Genomic DNA, 19,988 nt, shown 5'->3' on the forward strand with positions numbered 1-19,988 from the left:
CCGGCGTGCGCGGGCGCTCCGTTGATCTGGTCATGGCCCGCTTCCTTCCTGGCTGTTGCTGGACGGTTGTTTCGAAGAGACTGCTTTCTGCGGTCGCCTGTGGCTGCCGGGCATCGGCGCTCAGACCGGCGCCTTTCCTGCAAACGTCGCAATAGGCGTCTCGGCCTCGAGGTTGAAGTGGATCGTCACGCTGTCCCGTGCCTCGTTCGGTACAGCAAAGACGAACACACCGTCCCCTGTTTGACCGGGGGCGACGGACTCTGGAAAGGCCACGGGACCGGGTCCGCTGAGCTGGCCCGCCGGGGCCGCGTCCTTGCCGTAGCTCACATCGACTACGGCACGGTCCAGTAAGAGCGCAGCGCCGGTGTTATTGACCACGGTGATCTTGAAGCGGATCGCAGGGCCTGCAACTTCACCGATGCCCGTTGCAATTCCCTGGACGGCCGTCAACTCCGTGATCGTTGCCGAAACGCCGCCCTTCACCTCTTTCTTCGCCTGGAAATCGACCGGAGCGGCCGACGGCTGGGCAATGGCAGCCAGTTCCTCCTCGGACTTTCCGGCCCGGTCAACCGGGGCCGGGTTCACCTCACCTGACGCAGGTGGGGCTGCTTCGCCGGCACCCGGAGGTGCCACCGGCACTGTCCCTGGTTCGGCGGGAACGGCGGCGTCCTTGCCCGGATCCGGCGTTCCGGCGGTGGCGGCAGGGCTTGAGTTGTCCGAAGGTCGCGCCGTCGCAGTGCCGGTCCTGGCATCCTGCGCAGCGTTTGTCCGGCTGGCGCCCTGGAGGGTCGACGCCCATGCGACTCCGCCAATAACGAGCAGTGCGGACACCGCTACCGACGTCGATATCAGCCGTTTGCGCCGGTCTCCCGGCTCGCCCTTGCCCCGGGGTGACCTGGTCAGCTTCTTCATGGCATCGCTCCTGTTCCGACGGCGCCGGCGGCTTCCGCCGCCGTTCCGTGCCGTCTGTGCCGGGGTGGTGCTGGGACGCCTTGTTGCAGCGTTTGATGGTCGTGCCGGGATAGCGGCGCCATGGCGGAGAGCTCACGGAACCATTTGATGGAGGCCAGCACCAGAAAGGCCGCCGTAGCGGCGAAAATGAGGGTGTAGACGGTCAAGAAGACAGGCAGCGCCCCGTAGAAAATGAACGAGAGGCAAAGAACGCCGTAATCCATTGGCACAACCAGCAGCGAGCGGAGCCACGACCGGCCGCCCGGGTCGGCCACGGAAACCCGTCCGGTGTGGCGGCGCAGCTGCTCGGTCAGGATCATGCAGAAGAACAGCGCCGCGGACACGACAGCTGCGCCCAACGGCACGAGCAACCATGTGTGCGCGACCGCGTCGAACCGGTACAGCCCAACGGCGAGCGCCAAGGGCATGAGTGATGTCTTCACGGCATCCACCATGTGGTCCAGCCACTCACCGGCCGGGGAACCGCTCCCCTGCATACGCGCCACCTGGCCGTCGGCGGAGTCGAAGGCGTACCCCACCACCAGACACAGGGCAACGCTGACGCCCACTGCCGCCGAGGGCGGGAATACCACGAGCAAGGCAATGCCGGCGAAGGTGAAAACCGCACTGATGGCGGTCACCGCGTTGGGCCCGAGTCCGGCCCGCAACGCGGCTGCCGCGAGCAGCCGACCGAGCCGGCGGTTGATGTAGCGCGAGTAGGCGGGTGCGCCGCGGGCTGCGGTCTTTTGGGCCGCGGACAATTCTTTGACGGTGGCCCAGTAGCCGGTCGTGCCCCACACGCGGGCAGAGCCGGAGCCGACGGCGGTCATCGCCCGGCTCCGATGCTCTCGTGGGTTGCGCGGGCGGAATGCCGGGGCGCCTTGCGCGGCGACGGTGCCGTCGACCGGACGAGGTCCTGGCAGAGCTGCTCGTAACCGTCCGTGACGGTGTCCCAGTTGTAGCGGCGCGCAATCAGTTGCGCGTGCGCCCCCCTGGCTGCGACGTCGGAGTCTTCGGCTTCGGCGTCCGCCACGAGCCGTGCCACATCTGACGGGTCGGCGAAATACCGGCCGGAGTCTCCGAGCACTTCGCGGTTAAAGCCGACATCGAAGGCATTGGTTGCGGTACCGGAGCCGATGGCCCGGAGAAGGGACGGGTTTGTTCCCCCGACAGAATGGCCATGCCAGTAGACGAGTGCATTCGCGTACATTTGGTCCAGCAAATCCTGGTCCCAGACACCGCCGACAAAGCGGACCCTGTCATCGCCAAGTTCGTGGACCAACCTGGTGTAATGGTCGGAGTACGGGGCGGAACCGACCACCACCAGGGGAAAGCGCGAGTTACTCCGGGCGAAGCCTTCAACGATCATATGGACGTGGTTTTCCGGCTCGAAGCGGGCTACAACCAGATGGTAACCGCGGGCCTCCAGGTCCAGTTGCGAGAGCTTGTCCGCCCGGCCCTGCGTCTGGAGCGGCGCGCCATAGGCCAGGTAGACAGTATCCGCGTCAAACTTGTCCCGGTAATACTCCTGGATTCCGAGGGCGTCGGCGATTAACGCGTCGGACAGCTTGACTGCCAGCCGTTCCACCAACTGGTAATACTTCTTGCCTGTCCGGCCCCATTTGGCGCGTTTCCATTCGAGCCCGTCTACATGAGTTGCGACCGGGATGCCGGCCGCCCGCACCACCGGAAGGTAGGGGGCATTCGCTGCGTTGAACATAATGGCGGCATTTGGCCGGTTCCGCAGCATGTGGGCGACGGACAGGCCGGTGTGGCTCAGCGTTTCGAGCGACCTTTTGCGCAGCGCCGGGAGGTGGATCAGGTCCATGCCCAGATGCTGGGACTGCTTTTCGGCACCATCGCCCGCGTCCCGGCAATAGACAGAGACCTTGTGGCCTCGGAGGACCAGGCGTTTGCCGATTTCCTCGATGGCCGTTTCGAATCCGCCGTAGCGGGCCGGTACTCCGCGGGTTCCCACCATGGCGATATGCAGCCCGCTCATCGCCGGCCTCCCTGCCGGCGCTGCGCCGGCGCTTGGGAGTGATTGATCAGCTCGAGTGCTGTACGCAGGGCCGAACTGGAGGTGTGCACGGTGTAGGGGAAGTACACGACTTCGACGCCGACGGCGCCAAAGGACTTTTCCAGCCGCTGGCCCTGCGGCGTCCCTTTCCAGTCATCACCCTTGAAGAAGACGTTGAATCCGAGTTCTTCCCAGACCTGGATCTTGTCCGGGACGACCTCGGCGAAGGCCTTGTCGACGAAGTCGATGCTGCCGACAATTTCCATCCGCTCAGAAAGCGGGATCAGCGGCGGGCGTCCTTTTACTCTTTCCAGCATTTCGTCGGACACGACCCCGGCAATCAGGTAGTCGCACTCGCTCTTCGCGTGCTTGAGGACGTTGAGGTGCCCAATATGGAATAAATCAAACGCCCCCGGGGCATAACCGATTCTGAGACCCATTATTTTTTTACCTTCCCCTTACTTCTTTCTTGACGCCGGGCTGCCGGTGTTTAGTTCGCATCAACGAACATCCTCGACCCAGCCGAGGATTGATCGTCGTTGCTTTGCCACAGCCCCGGGATACAGGGACGTGTGAGCAGCTGCCGGCCCACGCCGCCGCACTTCGCGGGAGCAATCCTGGCGAGAAGGACTGCGAGGCTGACAGCAGGAAATTGGATGCCGGCCGCCGGACCCGGCGTGGCATTTCTGCGGTGGAAGTCACGGGCGGATGCCCCGGTCTTTGCTATTGCGACAATTCCGGGGTCTGCGACTCGCGGCCGGCGGCGGTAGCGCGTGGGCCATGACTTTCCCGGGTCCACGCGCCCGGCTTGGCGATCACGGTCAGCTTCAACGCTCCAGGGCGGGCTGCGCACCGTGCCGGCGGCAGTTCCTAAGAACCGGGCCGGGCTGAGATTCCATCGATTGCCCAGTGGGCGGTACCAGCCGTGGTGCCGAATGGCGGCGCTCACTTCTGGACAACCGTTCGTTGACGGGCATTCCACTAAAAGGGAGCCGGCGGCGGCTGGGGGGAGAGCCTCGGTCTCAGAAGGCTCTGACGCCGCCGGCTCCGACCTTGGCGCACGGCGGCCGGCTAGGGCCCCGTGCGAATCCACTGAAGGAGTTCGGTAATGCAAGGTTTTGACGCGTCCACTATCAATGGTGGCAAGGGCAGACCCAGCAATCAAGACTGGATCTTGTATCCACACTGTCCTGCTGGTCATGCGCGCGGTCGAAACCGCCCTGAAGCTACTCATTTGAGACCTTTGTGAGTTGTTCCTGGGACTGCGCTAAGTCAATCGCGCGGGTCTGCTCCGTGCACGAGTAGCGCTCACCCGACTTCTCCCGTGGATTCCTCGCCGCGACTACTTGGAGTTACTCCCGCCGATACCCGCGGACACCTGCGCCCTACGCAGGCCAGCCGGACGACGGCGCCGCACGTGCCCTACACCCGGCCTCGGACGGGGAAGCGCCCGCGGGAGACTGCCGGATTGCGGCAGAGGCGCCGCCGGGCGGGAGCACGGCTTCAGGAGCGCAGCGCGGGTTCCCCGCTGAGTTCCGTCCGCCGGCGGACCCCGAGCTTGGCCAGGATGTGCGAGAGATGTCCGGCGACGGTTCGTGGTGACACTCCCAGGACCGCAGCGATTTCGGCGTTCGTCGCGCCGCCTGTGACCAGGTCCCGGATTTCTTCTTCCCGGCCGGTCAGCGCGGTGCCTGCGGTGCCCGGCACAAGGTGGAGGTGCGCGGTCGTCCCGGCTTCAACCAGGCGGTGGTGCACGCGCCGCTGAACCGCCGTCTGCTTCCACCGTTCCGGCGTTTTTTCCACGAGCCGCCCGGCCTGCTCGGCGGCCTCCAGAGACAGCAGCAGGTGTCCGGCGCCCAGGGCGTCGTCGCTGAAATTGATAAGTCCGCCCGCATCGGCGGCGGCCACCGCAGTTGCGTACGATGACAGCAGCCGCGCCTCTGCGCCTTCGACACGATTGCTGCACGCGGCAAGCGCCGCAGCCTGCCCGGTGTCTCCGCAGCGGACTGCCAGGCGCCTGATGTCTGCTTCCACCCCGGCGAGGCCCTCGTGGTCTGCCTCGCGGGCAAGTTGGAGCAGGCCGGCACCGGCGCTGCGGCTCGGGCCCCGGCACTGGGCCCGCCGCATGGCAGTAGGCATCGGCCAGCAACCGCAGGGTGCGCGGCTCTCCGCAGCCGGAGCGGCCATAGGCCACGACATACTTGTGTGCCGCGTCCGGGTTCCCGGCACACCTTGCTGCGTATGCCGCCAGGGCGAGGGCGAAGGGCCGCAGGATCAGCGGATCCGCGATCAGAAGTTCCTCGTCCGCCCACCGCAGTTCAGCAAGGCTGTCCCGCATCCGGCCCTGACGCAACAGCGCGTATCCGCGCACAAGGTGCAGCATGCCACCGCTGAAGAGCAGGCGTCCGGGCTGCTGCGCCGCATAGTCGTCGAGGACCGCCGCCACCTCGATCCAGCACCCGGCACGACTAAGGTTCAGGCAATGGCGGAAGACCATCTCCTCGTAGACCAGCGGAAGAGCCCGGCAGGCGGCTGACGCCCCCAGCCACGCCTCTTCGTCAAGTTGCAGGCCGGACACCATCCGGCCTTGCGCGGTCAACAGTTCGGCGAGTTGGGACAACGCCGGGAGACAGATTTCCGGAACGGACCGGGATGCCTCGGCAAGTTCGCGCAGCCCGGCAGCAACGGCCGGGAACCGCCCATCCCGGCCGCGCAACAGCATATCGGCCGCCATCCCTGCCGCCGGCAATGACGTCCACGGCGTTCCGGCCAGGGACAGCCCGGGGCTGCGTCCGGCCCCTCCAGAGACCGTCCCGCACGCCTTGGCCTGTGTCCGGGGTTCGCTCGTCGCGTGTCTGAGCCTGTCGGCAAGGAGGGCAGCCAGATAGACGGCGCGTCCGTGGTGCAGGGGCAGTGCGTCCTCCAGGTGCCCGGCAGCCGCGTCCATCCGGCCAAGCAGATAGTTTGAGTACGCAAGTTGGATCCGGGCTTCAGGAAGGAACAGCGCGTCATTCACGGCGGCGGCAGCCCGTAAGGCTGTTTCCGGGTCCAGCGCCGTGTTGGCAGCCTCGGCCGCTTGGACGAGTTGCCCGGGAGGAATGGCCGCCCCGCAGTCCAGGGACCAGCGAAGCCGGTTCAGGCGGGCTTCAGGCCGGACATCGTCCGCGCGGAAAAGGCCCAGAATGTTGGCCCGCAGCATAGAACTCCGGGCGGCCGGAACCCGTTGCCTGATGATTTCGCCCACCATCAAACTCGCTGGCCGGACCTCACGGTCCGTTCCGGCTGTGACTGCGATGATCCCGGCCAGGTCCAGGGCATCCACGGCTCTGGACCCGCTGAACCGGAGGACCTGGCTCAGCGGAAGCGGCCCTGCGAGGGCAACAATGGTCGCTGCTGTCCTCGCCTCCGGCGCCATCGAGCGGAGCTGTTGGTACAGGACATCTGAGGCGGGCACCTGCGCAAGTGCCGGGTTGGACAGCAGAAACCACGCGCCGTGGCGCCAACCCAGGACCCCGCTGTCCCGTGCGTGCCGGATCAGCGACATCAGCATCAGCGGGTTGCCCGCTGCCGCAGTGTGGAGCCACCTGCTGACCCACGGGGATACGTCGGACCGGAGGATCTGTTCGCACAACTGATGGGTGCCGCCCGGGCTGAGCGGGGACAGAGTGAATTTTGCCAGCAACCCGTCGTCCCACAGCGTCAGAAAATCCTCGGGAATCAGACTCCCCGGCAGGCTCGTGGCCATGAGACCTGCGACCCCCGTGGCGGCGGCCCGGGCCAGTACCTGGGCGGTGCTGCGGTCCAGGCAATGTGCATCGTCGATCACGAAGAGCGGAGGCTGCGCTTCGGACCGCAGGCTTTCGGTTATTCCGGCCAGAACGGCCGCGTACGAGTCAAGGTCTCTGACTGGAACATTGCCCAGATAGGGCGCCAGCGCCCCGAAGGGTACCGAAGCCAGGGTCCGCGTCGCCGTCAGACGGATGAAATGTTCACCTTGCCCGAGCTCCCGAAGGACCGCTTTGACGATGGCTGTCCTGCCGGTCCCGGCAGGACCGATAATCAGCACCCCGGACCCGGTGCCGGACCGAAGACTGTCCAGCGCACCGCTGACCACGCCGTCGCGTTCGATCAGCGCTGTGCTGTCCGCGGGGCGTGCCATCCTCGAATCCTCATGCCGGGGTCGGGGCCCGCGAATGGACTGCGGGTGTGGCCGGAGTCAGCCGAGCCGGGCGCTCTCCGCCGGCGTGGAAATGACATCTTTGAGTTCCGTTCTGCTGGCAACATGGAGCTTTGAGTACACCTGGTAGAGATGGCCTTCCACCGTACGAACCGATACATGCATTTGCTCCGCGATCTTCCGGTTTGAGGTTCCGGCCGCGGCCCGGACCGCCACCTCGCATTCCCTGGCTGTCAGGGTCGACGTCGTGAGCGAATGCAGACCGTTCTTCGGGCTGCCAAACCGGTCGTCCAGTGATTGCTGGGCCCGTTGGGCGACCCGAAGCGCGATCCTGTTGCCGGCATCGTTGGCGCAGCTGACGGCTTTCCGGGCAGCGTCCCTGGCGAAAACGGCGTTTCCGGCGGCGTCCGCTTCCTTGGAAGCGGCCAGCAACTGCTCGCTGTCGGCTTCCCGCATGCCGTCAGCCAGCCGTGCGCATATGCCCGCGAACGGCCCGCTGACGGTGCCCGCGACGGCACCAAGCTTTTTGCTAAGCTGCCGGTCGCCGAGACGGGCCGCGCCCGCCAGGAATGCGAGTGCCGTCATCGGGGCGGAGGCGTCGGAGTCGGCCTCTGCCTCCGCGACGAGCGCGCGGACCGAGCTCGCCCGCTGGCCGAGCTCTGCCAGCGCCGAGAGTTCCAAGTACCGGGTCATCCGGTCCACGAGCCAGCCCGCGTGGGTCCGCCAAGGGGCGAGTTCGTCCAACAGCCGGCCCGCAACCTCTTCGTCGCCGTGCAGCGCTGCCGTATAGGCGCAGGCAGCCATGGCCAGCCCGGCCAGCGCATCGGGGTCGTGGGCGCGAAGCTGCCACATGCCTGCCTGGAGCCGCGACAGGGCTTCCTCAAGATGCCCGGCGTGGACATCCATGACTCCGTGCCCGATTTCGAACATCCCGCCGATCCGAGTCTGCGGGTCGCCTTTGGAACACGTCTCTTCGATGAAGACCGTTGCCTCCTTGAATCTGGAGGAGAGCAGGAGCAGGAGCAGGAACCGGCCCCGGATCCGGCGGATCACCCGGTCGGAGAGCCGTACTTTTTCTGACGCTGTGTTGATGTGCTGCCCCAGTGCGATCGCGCTCGTGACGCTGCCGGTGGCCGCGAGCGCCTCGCATCGCAGGCTCGCCGCGACGATCTGGGCCTCACTTCCCAGATCACCTGCATCGGCACCGGCGGTTACCGCAAGGACGTCCGCGTAGCGACCCTGAAATGCAGCGAGCTCTGCTTCTGCCAGACGCAGCAACTCCCGGGCGGGCACCACCATGGCGTCGTGCTCAGGTGTTCCTGTGTCGAGCCGCGGCGCGATCTCCCGGAGCCTGCCGCGGGCGTCCCCCGCCGTTGCCTTGCTGCGGCCATCGAGCTCTGCGCGCAGCAGTTCAAGCGTCGCCCACTCCGCTACGGGAAGATCCGCGGCGGTGGAGGCCCCGAGGGCATTGAGGGTCCGGCGGGCGGCCTCGTCGTCATTGAGTGCCAGGAGTGCGCGCACGGATTCGACGGCTATCCCGGTACTCGTACCTGCACCGCGAATCTCGTGCACGAATCTCAGGGCCGCGACAGGGTCGGATGCCTCGTTGGCGCGGCGTGCCGCTGCAAGGGCGGTCCCGGGCAGCACCTTCTCGCCGCAGTCCAGCGCCCACGCGACGCCGACCGGCGCGTCAGCGGCCGTACGGTCCGAGTCCTCAAGCACCGCGGTCAGCCGGTGCCGCAGTTCCGCACTGCGTCCGGGCGGGACGACGCTGGCGACAATTCCGGCGGTCACCGGGTTGGTGATGCTGACCATCGGCGGATGATCATGACTGACCATAATCATGCCCCGCTCCTGCAGGGCATCCATGTCATGCGGGTTGGCAATGCCCATCAGCGTCTGCAGCGGTACGGCTCCGGCCAGGGCCAGCAGTTCAAAAACATCACGTTCACCGGTGCCGAGCCGGTTCAGCCGCGCTTTGACGACGTCCCTGATTTCGCCTGTCAGGGCGATGCCGTCCCTGCCAAGCACCCACACGCCGTCCTGGCGGACGATAGTACCCAACTTGATCTGTTCCCGGGCCAAAGCATGCAGGAAAAGCGCGTTTCCTCCGCTCGCGCTCCACAGCGCCCGCGCCGCGGTAAAGGAGAAGCGGCCGCCGTACTCGAAGTGGAGCGTGGCGGCAGTTTCTGCGAAATCGAATGGCCCAAGGTCGACACGTCTGAGCAGGTCGTCCTTCCACAGGCCCATGATGTCACCGCCGACGTCAGGCATATCCACACATGCGGCCAGGAGGGTGACGTGCGCCCCTGCACTGAGCTGGGCCACCATCATGCTGGATAGGTCGTCGAGGTCGTGGGCGTTATCCACGAACAACACCACGCGGCGCCCCTCGGACTTGGTGTGGAGCAACTGGGTCAAACCCCGCAGCACCATCAGCGGGTGCTCCAGGTGGGACGCGTCCAGGTCATTCAGGAGCACGCTCAGGGCGCCATAGGGAAGTTTTGATGAAATAGAGCTGCCTCGGACCTGGACTACGAGGTACTCGTCTCCGAGCTCTTCGAGCGCGCGTTGGGCGATGAAGGACTTGCCGGCTCCGTGTTCGCCGACGAGTACTATTCCGCAACCCGAACCCGACGTCAGGGTTTCCACAACCTCAGCGACACTTTGCTGCCGGGTGAACGGCCGTTCATGCCGGCCGAGGGCAAGCCGCTGCGCTGGTAATATCGTGTCCGTCTGGCCGCTGCCTGCTGGCAACCCTGCATCTTGCTGAAACATGTGTGAGACCTTCGCAATCAAAGTTTGACCAGTGATGCTTCCAAGGTATTCAGTCCACGTAGTTTCGGGATGCGTAAGTATTACTCGATTACTTAGCGAGTATCCGCTGCCTTCTACTCGGGTGTACTCAGTTAGTGGTGCGGACCCGGCGATGCCAAACCAAGTAGTCGGTCTTCCATTCCGGGTGGCCCGGCCCGTAGTCGGCCCGGCACCGCCCTGGAATGGCCAGCCGCCACGCTCTTAGCCCTCAGCGATCTCCGGCAACTCATCGCGTCCCTTGACCCCGAGCTTGGCATAGCTGCGGTACAAGTGCCCTTCCACCGTCCGGACGGACACATGGAGATCCGTGGCGATCTGACGGTCGCTGAGGCCCTGCACAGCAAGCCCCACGATGTCCCGTTCGCGGCGGGTCAGGATGCTTAACGTCTCGTCGGGTTCTGCTGCCTCCTGCCCAGCGGGCTTGTCGGCCCGCGCCAGGCACCGCTTACGGTGAGTACTCGCCACGCGTTCGCGCAGGGTATCCCCGACGACCCGGTAGCAGTGCGAAGCGGCATCGTAGGCAAGAGCCGCGAATCCCCAGAGCTCAGCGTCTTCGCAGGACTTCGCTGCCTCCAGGTGGTCCGCTGCCTGGTCCGTCATGATGGCTCCGGCATAGGCACTTATTGCGGCGGCCCGCCGGCCTTCCAGACCGGGCGCCAGCTCCAGCAGTCGCGCCGCCGCGCCGTGGTCGCCGAGGGCCAGGCAGAACGCCAGCGCATCGAGTTCCAGTCCGGCCGTATTGACCGTGGGGTCAGGCCTGCCCAGGGCGCTCAGCTCGGCCGCCGCGCCGGGATAACTGCCGAGCCGGGCCTTGCCGTAGATGACGGCCATCGCGGACAGCGCGCGTGCGTAATGCGAAAGGTTTGTGGTCGCGGATTCGTAATCAGCCAGGAACTGCGCTGCTTTGTCTCGGGCTCCCACCTCCGCCGCGGCGGCGAAGGCCATCGCAGCCGTGACGCTAAAGAGGTGCTGGGGGTCAGCCAGCCGGAACGCTTCCAGCGCCGCGCTGAGGGCATTGAGCGATTCCGCCGCTCTGCCCTGGTACAACAGGATGATGCCACGGTCCGCGTGGACTCCTGCTCCGAACGAGATCATGCCGGGACCGGACCGGACTGCCGATTCTGCCACGAGGTTTTCGGCCCATCGCCAGTCCCCCGCATGGATCGCCGCCGCGGCGGAACGGACCAGCACGAAGTCGACGACGAAGTCGGATTCGTCGTCGTCGGGGGCGACGGCCGTCAGGGCTTTGGACAGGACGGCGTGCGCGCTGAGCGGCTTCCCTTGGGTCAGAAGGCGTTCTGCCTCCAGGCAGAGCAGGAATGCCGTCCGCGTACCGTTGGCCGGGCTGCTTTCCGGGTCCGTTGGTCCGTCCGCGGCAGAGTTGTGGTCCGAAAATTCGCCTGCCAGGGCCAAAACCAGGCTCTGCATGGTGTCCCACCGTTCCCGCGTGGAGGCGAGAATGCCGGCGGCGTCTTCGGGGCTGGCCCGGGCCAGCCGTTCGCCGGCCTGCAGCAGTCTGTCGGCACGGTTCATAATCTCTGCCGGCGTGTGTCCGAGGGCCCACAGCACCGCCGCCCACAGCAGGGACCCCGCCAAGAGGTCGGAGACCTTGTTGCCGCGGCCAAAATCGGCTTCCAGGATATCCCGGGCCGCCAGATAGTCGGAGTTGTTGTAGTACGTCCGGGCGATGACGGCCCTGGCCTCAATCTGCAGCTCGGGATCCTGCACCAGAGCCGCGGCCCCGGCGCGCCACGTCGTCTTCGCGGAGCCGGCTGCCGACGCCTGCGGCGCGGAGGAGCTGCCGGTCCTCCACGGCCACCCCGCAATCCAGGGACCAGCTCACGTGCCGCAGGAGCCCTTCGTCCGACGTCGGCTCGCTGTCCATCAGCGGCAGGAGGCTCTGGCGGAGCTGGAGGCTTCGTGCGGGTGAAATCAGGGTCCGCAGGGCGTCGCCGTAAATGCCGTGCCACAGACGGACCTCCGGGCGGTCCGGGTCCGTGGCACGGACCAGTTCGAGTTCAATCAGAGCGGCCACGACATTTTCACCGACCACGGCATCGATCAGTTCCCGGGCGACCGGTTCGGCGAGAGCGATCAGATTCAGTGCCTGGCGCTCCGCGGGCGTGCGCCGAAGCATTTGACGCCGCACCACATCCGACAGCCTCTGCCCGTGGCTGTTCAGATGTCTCGTCAACAGCCAGACGCCATTGCGCTGGAGCAGGGTTCCCTCGCTCCGGGCGTCGTCAATCAACCCGATCAGGAGCAGGGGATTGCCGCCTGAGGCTTCCCAAAGGACTTCGGCGACATTGGGCAGGACCTGGGACCCCAGCCTGCCCTCCAACATCTCCGTCGCCTGCGGCAGGGTGAGTGGACGCAGGTCGTAGCGTTCGGCGATTCCTTCAAACCAGAGTTGCAGGAGCGGTTCCGGCAGGCCGGGACGGGCGGCAGCTCCGACGAGGAGCTTCGCCCAGCCCGCCGCGGCGAGCTCGGCCAGGATTCCGGCCGTGGGTTCATCGAGGTCATGGGCGTCGTCAACGATGAGCAGAAGCGGCTTCTGGGCAGCGCGCTTTTCTTCTTCGAGACGCGCCCACAGGGTCCTCAGGACAGCCAGTTGCGATGTAGCTTCCTGCACGGGCAGGCCGACGATGAACGGGCCGAGCACCCCGTAAGGGACCTTGGCGAGGGCCGGACTCCCGTGGATTCGTATCGGCGATATTTCCGGCCCCAGACTGGAAACGATGGCCTCGATGAGGGTGGACTTGCCGATGCCCGAATCCCCGAGCACGAAGACACCTACGTGGCTGCCGCCCTGGAGCGCCGTGGCCGCGGACGACACTTCGTCCTTGCGGCCGGTCACGCAGCCGGAGCTGCTGTCGCCAGCGTTAGATGAGGCCAAGCAGATCACTCCGCGACGATACTCCGAGTTTCGTGAACACTTGATAGAGGTGGCCTTCAACCGTCCGGACGGAGATGCCCACCTCCAGGGCGATGTCTTTGTTTGATACGCCGTTTCCGGCAAGGGCGGCGATTTGCCGTTCCCGCTCGGTCAGTAACGGACCCCTGTTCCGCGGCATGATCGGGAGTGCCGGCAGTGACTCGGACAGGGCCTCCAGCATGCTGTAGGCAATGTTGGCGCTCGAGGTCAGGCCCGCCGTTTTAGCGAAATCGAAGGCCAGTGCAGCGCATCTGGCCTGCACGGCATCAAGTTCGAGGGCAGCGGCTTGTTCCGCGGCGGTGAGCATGATTGAGGCGTCTTTCTTCCGGCTGCCGACGGCGATCGTCCGGGACAACTCAGCCAGCGGCCCCTGCCGCAAGCCTGCGAGGTCCTCGAGGAACTGGAAATCCTTTGCGGTGCCGTTCACCGTGGCGCCGAGCAGGCAGATACCGGCCAGGGTATAGCGCCCCTCGCGGAAGTGAATGTCGGCCGAGTGAAGCAGCCGATCTTTGGCTTCGGGGTCACCCAGCCACCGCGAGGCCATGTCCATGCAGAATTCCGTAGTGGTGCTGGTCATAAAGCGGGCCGGCCCGTCGGCCGACCGGGCACGGTCCAGATAGATCGCGGCCTGGATGGAGTTACCGGTCTGGGCGTAGGCGAAAGCGGTGGCCGCGTAGGCCTGTTGGAGCGACTGCAATGTGGACCGGACTTCGAGTTGGGCAATCGAGGCGAGCAGCGGATCGAGGGCCAGGTAGCCGCGACCGGCATAGACATAAGCCAGCCCGACGGCAAGGTCCGTAGCGGCACTTCCCGAGTGCAGGCCATGGCCGGTCCGGCCACTGGCGTCGCGGAGCATGTCGATGCTTTGCCGCCACAGGCCGGACAGCAGCAGCACGTTGAAGGCCCGCCATGCGAAGTTCTCACGGATCCGCGGAATACTGGACCAGTCCCCCAGCTGGCCGCCGATATCCCGCATCAGTGTGCGGGCTTCGATCTCTTTTCCTGTCATACACAGGGCCTCCATCAAGATGATCGAGGTTCTGATCCGGAACGCGGGATCGGTGCCCGGAACATCGGCGGTGGCGGCCGCGGCGAGCCGGTCCATCATGGGCTGGAAATCGCCGATGAAGGACAAGTAGTTGAATTCGCAAAACTCCAGGACCAGCGCGGCCCGCGCACATTCTTCATGGGCGGCGGATCCCTCAGGGGCAGCGGACTGCTCGAGCCGTTCCCGCGCCTGGCCGATGAACTCCAGGACGGTCTTCGGGGCATCCTGGAGCCACGACATGCATTCAACTTTGGCCGCGACAAAGTCCGCGAACTCCTCGATCCCGAGGGCTGTCAACTGCGGCGCCGTAACCTCGTTCAACACAGCCCGGGCCTGCCGCGGCAGTCCCAGCTGCAGGTAGGCCGCTGATTTTTGCAGTTGTCCCCCGGCCCATTCCCGGTCCTTGGGAGTGAGGCTGCTGGCGCATTTGAGCGCGAATTTCGGGTCGAAGAGCCGTACGGCAGCCTTGGCCGCCGCCAGCGCGTGGGCGGGCGCGAGTGCGGCCTGGCAGTCATGGGTCCATGCGGCGTAGGCCAGCAGGTCCTCCACGGTCAGCTCATCAAGCTCGTGTTCCTGGTGTCCGGGCACCTTCTCCCGCAGTTCCAGTCGCCGCTCCACGCTCAGCCCGTTTCGGACGATGTCACCAAGGTAGCGGTCGCCGAGGGTGACATGATGTCTGTCGCGCCGGTCCACGACGATCTGGCCCGCGTCCTCCATGTCAGCGATGATACCGGGACTAAACATTTTGGCGAGCCGTGACAGGGGCAGGCTGCGGGCACAGGAGAGCACATCAATGACCTCCCGCGCAACGGGTGATTCACGGGCGTACCGGGCCCGCACGATGTCTTCCAGCGCGGTGCGGCCGTCCAGCACCATCTCGTCGACGAGGGTCCAGACCGAACCGGACAACACCAGGTTGCCGCGTTCAATTTGTTCCGACACGACGGCCTGCAAGAGGGTCGGGCTGCCGCCGACGAGTTCGTGCATTTGGCTTGCGAGGGCCGTGGACACCCGATGACCCAGGGCCCTGCCTGCAGGACATCGAGGGTTTCCAGTTCAGTCATGTTCGCGAGCTTGAATTCGGCCAGCTGTTCCGAGGTGATCAGCCAGTAAAAATCGGCGGGCAGGTCTGTGGTGCGCTGCGCGGTCAAAATCAGCCGGGCGGTCCGGGTCTGGACCAGGTTCAGCAGGACCCCCGTACTGAGTTCGTCCAAGTCGCCGGCGTTGTCCAGCAGGATGACGCATTCGCGTCCGGCGGCGTCGTCGCGGATCAGTGAGGTGATGCCGTGCAGGATGGCCGTGGGCGATCCCAATGCGCTTTGCGGCAGGCGCGCCAGGGTAAAGGCCAGGCATCCGTAGGGGGTACCGGTGCCCGGACCTGAGCTGCGAAGCTGGATCGTGTGTACGTCCGGACCAAATCCCGCCAAGGCGGTGCGCCCGACAAGTGTCTTGCCCACGCCGCGCTCACCCGTGATGACAATACCCATCCGGCCGTCCGTCAGGAGTTCGACCCGGACCTTTTCGGCGTCAGCGTTGCGCGCCACACCGGACCACCTGTGCATGTTGACAATACCTTCAACACGCTCTTCTTCAACAGGTTCCAATGTAGTGGAAACATTCCCCCAGCGCAGCGATTCCCTCGACATGTAGTTTCCTTCGTACTTCTCTGTGGACGGCTCCCCCGGCCGTCTACTTGGAAGTAGCGTAGCCCTATCCCCCAACAAAAGAGTAAACAGATCATAGCCGGAATGCCGGAAACTTGAAAAGGTTTAGGACTATGGGGCCTTTATGGCATGGAATTTCTGCTGGGCGGCCGACAGTCCTTCCCGGACCAGGGCTTCAACGGCGTCGGCGGCGGCGTCAAGCAGGAACGGCACTTCCTTCTTTTCAGCGGTCGAAAAGTCCCGCAGGACGAAGTCGGCAGTGTCCATCCGCCCGGGCGGCCTCCCGACGCCAACCCGGACCCGCAAATAATCCTTGGTGGCCAGCGCCTTGGACATATCCCGCAGTCCGTTGTGGCCGCCTTCGCCGCCGCCGACCTTAAGTTTCACGGTGTTGAACGGAATATCAATCTCATCGTGGACGGCGATGAGATGCCCGGGATCGACGTCGTAGAACCGGGCCAGCGCGGCGACCGGGCCGCCGGAGACGTTCATGTAACAGAGCGGTTTGGCGAGCACGATCCGGGGCCCGCCGATGCCGAGCCGGCCCTCAAGGACCTGGGCCCGCGATTTGTGGGCCTTGAATCCTCCGCCGACCCGGGCGGCAAGCTCATCCAGGACCATTTGTCCGACGTTGTGCCGGTTGCGGCTGTATTCAGGGCCGGGGTTGCCGAGGCCGACGATCAGCCAGGTGTCAGTCATGGATCAATCCTTTGGAGGCGGGCGCAGCCGGGGCGGCACGGGAGGGCACGGTGCCGTCGGCAGGTGGTGACCCGCGCGCAGCGCATACGACGGCGGCCGGGTCCCGCAGGGGACCCGGCCGCGCATTCAATTGGCCGGAATTACTCGGCTGCGGCCTCTTCGGTGGCCACTTCCTCAGCGGCCTCGGCAAGGGCCTCGGAGATGTTGACGACGAGGGCTTCGGCGTCGGAGAGCAGGACGGTGCCCTTCGGCAGGTCCAGGTCGGAAGCGTGGATGTGCTCGCCGGCGGAGCGGCCCTCGATGCTGACCTCAACGGAGGTCGGCACGTGGGTCGCCTCTGCTTCGAGGGACACAACGTTCATTTCCTGGTTGTACACGTTGCCGGGAGCCAGTTCGCCGGTGACGTGGACGGAGACGTCGACCGTGACCTTCTCGCCCTTGCGGACGGTCAGAAGGTCGAGGTGCTCGATGATCTGCTTGATCGGGTCGCGCTGGATGTCCTTGACCATGGCGAGGTGCTCTTCGCCATTGATGTCCAGGGACAGCAGTGCGTTGGCGACGCGAACGGCGAGGGTAGTGGACTTGGCCGGCAGGGTGATGTGGATCGGCTCTGCACCGTGGCCGTAGATAACAGCCGGGATGAGGTTGGCCATGCGGGCGCGGCGGGCATAGCCCTTGCCGAATTCGGTGCGTACCTCTGCTGCGAGCTTCTGCTCAGACATGTCTATCTCCTGATGGATTGGAAGGGTGTTCAGCAAGGGCGGAGGTCTGGTGACGACCTTCAACGCCAGGCGGCCGTGAGGCCGCCCTTCCGAAGGGAGATTCAGACCCAGTCGATAACGGAGACCAGCATCGCGGTTTCCCGTGAATACGGAATACCAGTTGCTCTCCCTCGCCAAGGTTTCGCTACAAGGCTACCAGCGGCCGCCGTGTTTCACTAAAAACGCGGCAACGCGGCCTCCCGCACGCGCGGATCCGGCGGCAGGCCGCCGGTTCCGCGCCCGGGAGATGACTCAGGCCTGTCCGTCGAACAGGCTGGTGACGGAGCCGTCGTCGAACACTTCGCGGATGGCACGGGCGATGAGCGGTGCGATGGAGAGCACGGTGAGCTGCGGGAACCGCTTGTCCGCGGTGATCGGCAGGGTGTCGGTGACCACGACCTCGCGGGCGCCGGACTCCGAGAGCCGCCGTGCTGCCGGGTCAGAGAAGACGGCGTGGGTTGCGGCGATAATAACGTCCTTGGCGCCGGCGTTCTTGAGCACCTGGACCGCACCGGAGATGGTTCCGCCGGTGTCGATCATGTCATCGATCAGCACGCACGTGCGGCCTTCTACCTGCCCGACGACGGTCTTGGAGACGGCCTGGTTCGGCATGGTGAGGTCCCGGCTCTTGTGCACAAATGCCAGCGGTGCACCGCCGAGGCGTTCGGCCCACTGCTCGGCGACGCGGACCCGGCCGGTGTCCGGGGAGACGACCGTGATCTGGTCGGAACCGACGCGGGTGCGGATGTAGTCGGCGAGGAGCGGGATGGCCATCAGGTGGTCCACGGGCCCGTCGAAGAAGCCCTGGATCTGCGAGGTGTGCAGATCCACGCTCATGATGCGGTCGGCACCCGCGGTCTTGTAGAGGTCCGCGACCAGCCGGGCCGAAATCGGCTCGCGGCCCCGGCCTTTTTTGTCCTGCCGGGCGTACGGGTAGAACGGGGACACCACGGTGATGCGCTTGGCGGAGGCCCGTTTGAGCGAATCGATCATGATGAGCTGTTCCATCAGCCAGTTGTTCAGTGGTGCCGGGTGCGCCTGGATAACAAAGGCATCGGTTCCGCGGACGCTCTCTCCGGCCCGGACGTAGATCTCGCCGTTGGCGAAGTCGTAGGCATCCAGGGGCAGCAGTTCGGTTCCCAGCTCCTTGGCGATCTCTTTGGCCAGTTCCGGATGCGCGCGTCCGGCTGCAAGCACCAGCTTCTTCTCGCCGCGTGCCGTAATTTCGCTCATGATTGCTAGCCCTCTTCTGTCGGTGCCGGGGTTTTGGAGGATGGTGTGGCGGCGCGGGCGTCCGCGGTGGCGGCCAGCGACGCGGAGGCGCTGCCGGGCCGGTGCGCGCTGACCCAGCCGGCGACGGTCTGCTGCGGGGCCTGGGACAGCACGAGGGCGCCGGGTGGAACATCTTTGCGGATCACGGCGCCGGCGCCGCTGTAGGCCCCGTCGCCGACCTGGACCGGGGCCACGAACACCGTGTTGGAGCCGGTGCGCACGCCGGAGCCGATGACCGTCCGGTGTTTCTTTTCGCCGTCGTAGTTGGCGGTGATGTTGCCGCAGCCGATGTTGGTGTCTTCGCCGATCTCGGCGTCGCCGGCGTAGCCGAGGTGCGAGAGCTTGGAGCCGCGGCCGATCGTGACGTTCTTGGTCTCATAGAACGCGCCGATCTTGCCGGTCGCGCCGAGTACGGTGCCGGGCCGGAGGTAGGTGAACGGCCCGACGCTTGCCCCGGCGCCGATCGTGGCCCCGGTGCCGTGGGTGCGGGTCACGTTGGCACCCTCTCCGATCCGGACATCGGTCAGCGTGGTGTCCGGTCCGACGACGGCGTCCCGCGCCACGGTGGTGCTGCCGTGCAGCTGGGTGTTGGGGAGCAGCCGGACATCTTCGTCGAGCGTGACCGTTGAGTCAATCCACGTGCTGGCGGGATCCACCACGGTGACGCCGGCGCGCATCCACGCCTCGACGGTGCGCCGGTTGTGTTCCGTGCCAAGCGCGGAGAGCTGGACCCGGTCGTTCGCGCCTTCCACCTGCCAGCGGTCGTCGGTAGTGACGGCGGAGACCCGTCCGCCCGCCGTGCGGGCCAGGCCCAGTACGTCGGTGAGGTACTTTTCGCCCTGCGCGTTGTCGGTCGTGACGTGTACCAGCGCTGCACGCAGCACGGCGGCGTCGAAGGCGTAGATACCCGAGTTGATCTCACGGATGCCACGTTCGGCGTCTGTGGCATCTTTGTGTTCCCTGATGCCGGTGACGGTGCCGTCCGCGGCCCGGAGGATCCGCCCGTAGCCGGTGGCGTCGTCCAGGACCGCGGTCAGAACGGTGACGGCGTTGCCGTCGGCCTCATGCGCGGCAACCAGTTCGGCCAGCAACCGCCCGGTGAGCAGCGGGACATCGCCATAGGTGACGACGACGGTTCCGTTGAGGGACCCCCGGGGGTCCCGGGCGTCGAGGACCTCAAGGGCTGCTTCGACGGCGCGGCCGGTACCCGGCACCTCATCCTGGTCGACGATCAGGGCCGTTGGGTCCAGGCCGGTGATGTGAGCGGCGACCAGGTCCCGTTCGTGCCGGACGACGAGCGCCAGCGCCTGGGGGTCAAGGCTGCGCGCTGCTGCGAGCGCGTGGCCGACGAGGGAACGCCCGCCAATCTCGTGCAGGATTTTGGGGGTCCGGGATTTCATCCGGGTTCCTGCTCCTGCTGCCAGGACGATCACGGCGGCCGGGCCGGAATTCTCGGGGCTCACGTACGGGCTCTCCTTGCTCAGTGGCGTGGTCAGTGGCGTCGGCGGCGGCCTGCAAAGGCCGCTGCCAACGCCTGCCGCCACGTGACGCTACGACTGTTCCGCCCATAGGACTCGAACCTATACTCCACGGCTCCAAAGGCCGGGGTGCTGCCATTACACCAGAGCGGACCGTGCCCCGGCG

At 65.9% G+C, this 19,988-nt stretch carries 14 protein-coding genes, 1 tRNA gene and 1 pseudogene; all 16 read right to left on the reverse strand.

The genetic code is table 11. The features are described from left to right. Positions 1 to 120: 120 nt before the first annotated feature. Positions 121 to 912 carry a hypothetical protein gene (locus KY499_RS06620; protein WP_219886580.1) on the reverse strand — a complete coding sequence of 264 codons (792 nt, stop codon included), beginning with the start codon at positions 910 to 912 and terminating at the stop codon, positions 121 to 123. Beyond that, the gene (locus tag KY499_RS06625) at positions 909 to 1,781 is read right to left on the reverse strand and encodes a CDP-alcohol phosphatidyltransferase family protein (protein WP_219886581.1); all 873 of its coding nucleotides are present in this window, start codon (positions 1,779 to 1,781) and stop codon (positions 909 to 911) included. Before KY499_RS06625 ends, KY499_RS06620 begins: the two co-directional genes overlap by 4 nt. Then, positions 1,778 to 2,953, reverse strand: a complete 1,176-nt coding sequence (locus tag KY499_RS06630; protein ID WP_219886582.1) for a DUF1972 domain-containing protein — start codon at positions 2,951 to 2,953, stop codon at positions 1,778 to 1,780. The genes KY499_RS06625 and KY499_RS06630 overlap by 4 nt, the downstream gene beginning before the upstream one ends. Then, positions 2,950 to 3,411: an adenylyltransferase/cytidyltransferase family protein gene (locus KY499_RS06635; RefSeq protein WP_219886583.1), complete on the reverse strand. Its 462-nt coding sequence runs from the start codon at positions 3,409 to 3,411 to the stop codon at positions 2,950 to 2,952. The genes KY499_RS06630 and KY499_RS06635 overlap by 4 nt, the downstream gene beginning before the upstream one ends. Before the next feature lie 1,063 nt (positions 3,412 to 4,474). Then, complete coding sequence (locus KY499_RS06640) at positions 4,475 to 4,726, reverse strand: response regulator transcription factor (protein ID WP_219886584.1); 252 nt, start codon at positions 4,724 to 4,726, stop codon at positions 4,475 to 4,477. Then, entirely contained in the window at positions 4,707 to 7,130 is a 2,424-nt protein-coding gene (locus tag KY499_RS06645; RefSeq protein ID WP_219886585.1) for an ATP-binding protein, read from the reverse strand. The genes KY499_RS06640 and KY499_RS06645 overlap by 20 nt, the downstream gene beginning before the upstream one ends. A 57-nt stretch (positions 7,131 to 7,187) precedes the next feature. Beyond that, positions 7,188 to 9,926 (reverse strand): LuxR C-terminal-related transcriptional regulator, encoded by a 2,739-nt coding sequence (locus KY499_RS06650; protein ID WP_219886586.1) that lies wholly within the window; start codon positions 9,924 to 9,926, stop codon positions 7,188 to 7,190. A gap of 240 nt (positions 9,927 to 10,166) precedes the next feature. Continuing rightward, positions 10,167 to 11,693, reverse strand: coding sequence for a helix-turn-helix transcriptional regulator (locus KY499_RS06655; RefSeq protein WP_219886587.1), 1,527 nt, complete (start codon positions 11,691 to 11,693; stop codon positions 10,167 to 10,169). Beyond that, on the reverse strand, positions 11,668 to 12,861 hold the full coding sequence (locus KY499_RS06660) for an AAA family ATPase (protein WP_219886588.1): 1,194 nt from the start codon (positions 12,859 to 12,861) through the stop codon (positions 11,668 to 11,670). Before KY499_RS06660 ends, KY499_RS06655 begins: the two co-directional genes overlap by 26 nt. After that, a complete protein-coding gene (locus KY499_RS06665) occupies positions 12,848 to 14,959 on the reverse strand; it encodes a helix-turn-helix transcriptional regulator (RefSeq protein ID WP_258190995.1) in 2,112 nt (703 codons plus the stop codon). The genes KY499_RS06660 and KY499_RS06665 overlap by 14 nt, the downstream gene beginning before the upstream one ends. Before the next feature lie 194 nt (positions 14,960 to 15,153). Next, positions 15,154 to 15,594: pseudogene (locus KY499_RS18740) on the reverse strand (AAA family ATPase); the annotation flags it as partial. Positions 15,595 to 15,723: 129 nt separating this feature from the next. Next, positions 15,724 to 16,311 carry an aminoacyl-tRNA hydrolase gene (gene pth / locus KY499_RS06670; RefSeq protein WP_219886589.1) on the reverse strand — a complete coding sequence of 196 codons (588 nt, stop codon included), beginning with the start codon at positions 16,309 to 16,311 and terminating at the stop codon, positions 15,724 to 15,726. Positions 16,312 to 16,451: 140 nt separating this feature from the next. Continuing rightward, positions 16,452 to 17,033 carry a 50S ribosomal protein L25/general stress protein Ctc gene (locus KY499_RS06675; protein ID WP_123255256.1) on the reverse strand — a complete coding sequence of 194 codons (582 nt, stop codon included), beginning with the start codon at positions 17,031 to 17,033 and terminating at the stop codon, positions 16,452 to 16,454. Between the two features lie 291 nt (positions 17,034 to 17,324). Further along, on the reverse strand, positions 17,325 to 18,305 hold the full coding sequence (locus tag KY499_RS06680; protein WP_123255255.1) for a ribose-phosphate diphosphokinase: 981 nt from the start codon (positions 18,303 to 18,305) through the stop codon (positions 17,325 to 17,327). A 5-nt stretch (positions 18,306 to 18,310) separates the two neighbouring features. Further along, the gene (glmU, locus tag KY499_RS06685; RefSeq protein ID WP_123255254.1) at positions 18,311 to 19,807 is read right to left on the reverse strand and encodes a bifunctional UDP-N-acetylglucosamine diphosphorylase/glucosamine-1-phosphate N-acetyltransferase GlmU; all 1,497 of its coding nucleotides are present in this window, start codon (positions 19,805 to 19,807) and stop codon (positions 18,311 to 18,313) included. 96 nt (positions 19,808 to 19,903) lie between these two features. Next, a tRNA-Gln gene (locus tag KY499_RS06690) sits at positions 19,904 to 19,975 on the reverse strand. Positions 19,976 to 19,988: the final 13 nt, after the last annotated feature.

The sequence above is a fragment of the Arthrobacter sp. PAMC25284 genome, from assembly GCF_019443425.1.
GTDB lineage: Bacteria > Actinomycetota > Actinomycetes > Actinomycetales > Micrococcaceae > Arthrobacter > Arthrobacter oryzae_A.